The 3,819-nt window shown below is 66.6% G+C and carries 2 protein-coding genes and 1 pseudogene; all 3 read right to left on the reverse strand.

The genetic code is table 11. The features are described from left to right. Positions 1 to 101: 101 nt before the first annotated feature. Positions 102 to 1,307: an NAD(P)/FAD-dependent oxidoreductase gene (locus K228_RS0124135; RefSeq protein ID WP_025620678.1), complete on the reverse strand. Its 1,206-nt coding sequence runs from the start codon at positions 1,305 to 1,307 to the stop codon at positions 102 to 104. A gap of 73 nt (positions 1,308 to 1,380) precedes the next feature. Beyond that, positions 1,381 to 2,739, reverse strand: a complete 1,359-nt coding sequence (locus K228_RS0124140) for an MBL fold metallo-hydrolase (RefSeq protein WP_025620679.1) — start codon at positions 2,737 to 2,739, stop codon at positions 1,381 to 1,383. 53 nt (positions 2,740 to 2,792) lie between these two features. Continuing rightward, a pseudogene (locus K228_RS27950) lies at positions 2,793 to 3,040 on the reverse strand (helix-turn-helix domain-containing protein); the annotation flags it as partial. Positions 3,041 to 3,819: the final 779 nt, after the last annotated feature.

The raw sequence follows: 3,819 nt of genomic DNA on the forward strand, positions 1-3,819 counted from the left end.
TCAACGCCCTGATCCTCGCCTACGGCGACCGGATCACCATCTAACAACCTCGATCACACCCAACGGCCAAACACGGAAAACGCCACAGTCCCCCGCGGGCCTCAGGCACGGCCGCGAAGCATGAGATTCCAGTAGAGGGCCGGCAGTCCGTAGCGCTTGAGGTACCACATGTCGGTGCGTTCGTGGGTGGTGTCGAGGAACGGAATGCTGGGTGCGGGATGCATGGTGTAGTCGAACTCGGCGAGCAGCATCTTGTTGCGGGCCGTGGTCAGCGGGCAGGATGCGTACCCGTCATATGCCGCCGGCAGCGGCTCGCCCCTGATCGTGGCGATGAGATTGCGGGCCACCACCGGTGCCTGTTTGCGGATCGCGGCACCGGTCTTGGAATTCGGAGTGGACGCGGCGTCGCCGAGGGCGAACACGTTCGGATATCGGGTGTGCTGCAGGGTGTTCCGGTCGACGTGGGCGTAGCCGGCCGGGCTTTCGGGGTCTGCCAGGGCGGTCTGCTTGAGCCAGTCGGGGGCTGACTGTGGTGGTACAACATGCATGAGGTCGTAGCCGATGGTTTGTCCACTGCGGTTGTTGTGATCGGCGATCACCGCCTGGCGACTGTCGGCGTCGACTTCGACGAGCTCGCTGTTCTTGTGGACCTCGATGCCGTACCGGGCGGCGACGCGTTCGAGTTCATCAGCGAAGACCTGGACGCCGAACATGGTTGGGGTGGGCAGCACGAGCACAACCCGGATGTCCTTGAGAACGCCTTGTCGACGCCAGTGGTCCGCGGCCAGGTAAGCGATCTTCTGTGGGGCGCCGGCACATTTGATCGGCCCGACGGGCATGGTAAACACCGCGGTCCCGGAGCGCAGGTTTCGGATCAGTTCCCACGTTTTCGGCGCCGTGGCGTACGTGTAGTTGCTGGATACCATCGGAGTGTCCATGGCCGCCGCCATGCCGGGGATCTTGTCCCAGTCGAGTTGGATGCCGGGGCACACGACGAGATGGTCGTAGCGGACCCGGATCCCACCGGCGGTGGTGACCGTCTGCTGGTCCGGGTCGATGGTGTGCGCGGCGTCCTTGATCCAGGCGATGCCCTTCGGCATGACCGACGCCTGCGGGCGGGCGCTCTCCTTAGCCTTGGCGCATCCGCCACCGACCAAGGTCCACAGCGGCTGGTAGTAGTGGGTTTCTGCGGGATCGATGAGGCTGATGTCGGGGACTCTCGCCCGGTGGAGCCGGGCGGCGACATCGATGCCGGCGCTGCCGCCGCCGACGATGAGGATGCGATGGTGAACGGCCGGTGCGGTCATGACGGTGCCTCCGTGTGGGTGAGGCCGTCGGCGGGGTGGCGCTCCCTCGGCGGCATGGGGTCGGTCAGGTTGTTCAGCCGGTGGCCTGACCGGAGGTGACAGCGACGGCGTACTCGTCGTCGATGTGGACGACGTCGTGGCCGGCACGGTCGAGCAGGCTGGCGGCGATGCCGGCCCGGAACCCGCTGGCGCAGTGCACCGCAAGCGGGCCGGGTGGAACGTCACCGAGCCGATCCAGCAGGCAGTGCAGCGGAATGTGCACCGAGCCGGGAATCGCGCCAAGGGCGCGTTCGTCGGCGCGCCGCACGTCGAGCAGGGTCAGGGCCTCCCCGGCCTGCTGGGCTGCGGCGAGTCCAGCGAAGGTGATCCGCCGGTAGCTGCGGGTGGCCACGCCGTCGGCCAGGTCGCGCAGCTTGCCCGTGGCGGCGCCGTCCGGCCGGTCGATGCCGATGCGCACGAGTTGGCGTTGCGCGTCGGTGATCTGCTGCGGGGTCTCACCGATCAGGGTGAGCGGCATGCCCCAGGGAATGAGCCAGCCGAGGTACGTGGCGAACTGCTGGCTCAGGGCGATACTGATGGTGCCGACGAGGTGCTCGGCGGCGTACGCGGTACGGTCGCGCAGATCGACCACCCACTCCCCGGCGCTGATCCGTTCCCGCAGTTCAGTTGGACTGACCTGCTGCGGTGCGGACAGGTCGACAGGTCCGGCGCCAGCACGGTTACGGGTACCCATGTACGCGTAGTAGGCCGGGTAGGCGGTGAGACCGGCGACCAGCTGCGCCACGAATGTGTCCTCGTTCGTCGCGGTGAACGCGTCGTTGCGGGTTTTCTCCTGCCCGACGGTGCTGTCCTCGCCGCCGGACCTGGATCCGGCGGAGCAGAAGCTGCCGAATCCGTGGGTCGGAAAGATCCTGGCGTCGTCGTCGAGCAGGTCGACGAGGCGGTGTGCCGAGCGATACTGGGCCCGGGTCAGTTCCTCCGTGCGGGCCGGGTCGACCAGGTCGGTGCGCCCAACGCTGCCGTAGAGCAGGCAGCCGCCGGTGAATACTGCCGCCGGCCCGGGGCCACCGCTAATCACGAAGGCCAGGTGAGTATCGGTGTGTCCCGGGGTCGCAACCACCCGCACTCGCATGCCTCCCACCGACAGTTCGTCACCATCAGCGACGCCGTGCCGCTCGAACGCCACCTCGTCGGCGGCGTTGACCGCGTACGGCGCGTTGTGCTGATGCGCCAGTTGCAGGCCGCCGGAGACGTAGTCGTTGTGGATGTGCGTCTCCAGCACCATCGCGCAGCGCAGCCCGCGCTCGTTGAGCACCGCCTGCAAGCGGTCCAGGTCACGCTGCGGATCAACCACGATCGCGAGGTGCCCGTCGTGGGCGATGTAGCTGCGGTCACCGAGCTCGCTGGTCTGCACCACTGCCACGTCCACCACGGGGTCAACCCCTCCTTGGCGAAGATGCGAATGTCCGTCCGTCAGATATTGATATTCGAGCAGCGGTAGCAGACGCATCGGGGCACCCGGTCGCCAACGCCTTGTCGCAGGCCTCGGCGAACTCACAGGAGGGGAACCGGTCGACCGTTTCCACGCGACACACTAGGTCCGCACCGAACCGGATCATGACGCTCAGCCGCGCCCGCGAGAGGTTCGCGCGTCCGCGCGGCGAACGCAGTTCAGCTCCGAAAGAGTGGCGCTCGGACAGTGCTGGCTGAAGCGTCCGCGGGGTCTGGCTCATGGCGCCGCCTTTCCGCTCCTCGCGAGCGAAACATCGAACTACATGAACATCACACCCATAGGGTCACCCAGGGGTTAGCTCAGCGCAACCAGGAACGCCGGAAACAATATTCATGTGCCCGCAGGCTGTCCGCGCGACGACCAGGGCCTTTACTGACAACTGACACGACGGCGGTGTCGCGGACGAACAGCAGGTGCGGTCGTTCTTCACCCAGCACGTCACATCAGGATCGGTGGCTGGAATAGTCAACTGTCGCCAGAGGCGGCGTGGAGGCTCCTCCTCCAGCGGATGTCGCGCCTGGGTCAACCGGTGCCAACACAGGCGCCACGAGCGACCGCCCGGCGGAAAATGGGCCATCGCAGACGCCGGAGGTGACGCCACCACCATCGCCACCTGGATCGCCCAGGTCAACGCCCCGCGCGCCGCGGCCCTCGCCCAACGTGACACCGCAACCGCACAGATACAGGCTCCTGACCGTCTCACCGAGGAAGACATCCGACGCCTCGTCGGCAGCTTCGACAACATCCGCAACACCCTGCGCGACGCCCGCAGCGAGGACAAACGCACGGTCTACCGCGAGCTACGGCTCGCCCTCACCTACAACCCCGGCCAAAACAAAATCAGCGTCGAGGCCAAGCCCGACGCTGACTACTGTGGGGTAACTGTACGTGTCCGAGGGGCAACACGAACCGTTACCCCACCACCGATCACAATCGTCAAGACCTTGAAGCCAACCCAAGCCTTGGAACCCCGCTGACCTGCACGGCGGCATCGCACAC

It is taken from the genome of Salinispora cortesiana (assembly GCF_000484695.1).
Taxonomy (GTDB): domain Bacteria; phylum Actinomycetota; class Actinomycetes; order Mycobacteriales; family Micromonosporaceae; genus Micromonospora; species Micromonospora cortesiana.

Coding starts and splice junctions, on each gene's coding strand:
- K228_RS0124135 (WP_025620678.1), bottom strand. CDS start 1,307: ATGACCGCACCGGCCGTTCACCATCGCATCCTCATCGTCGGCGGCGGC.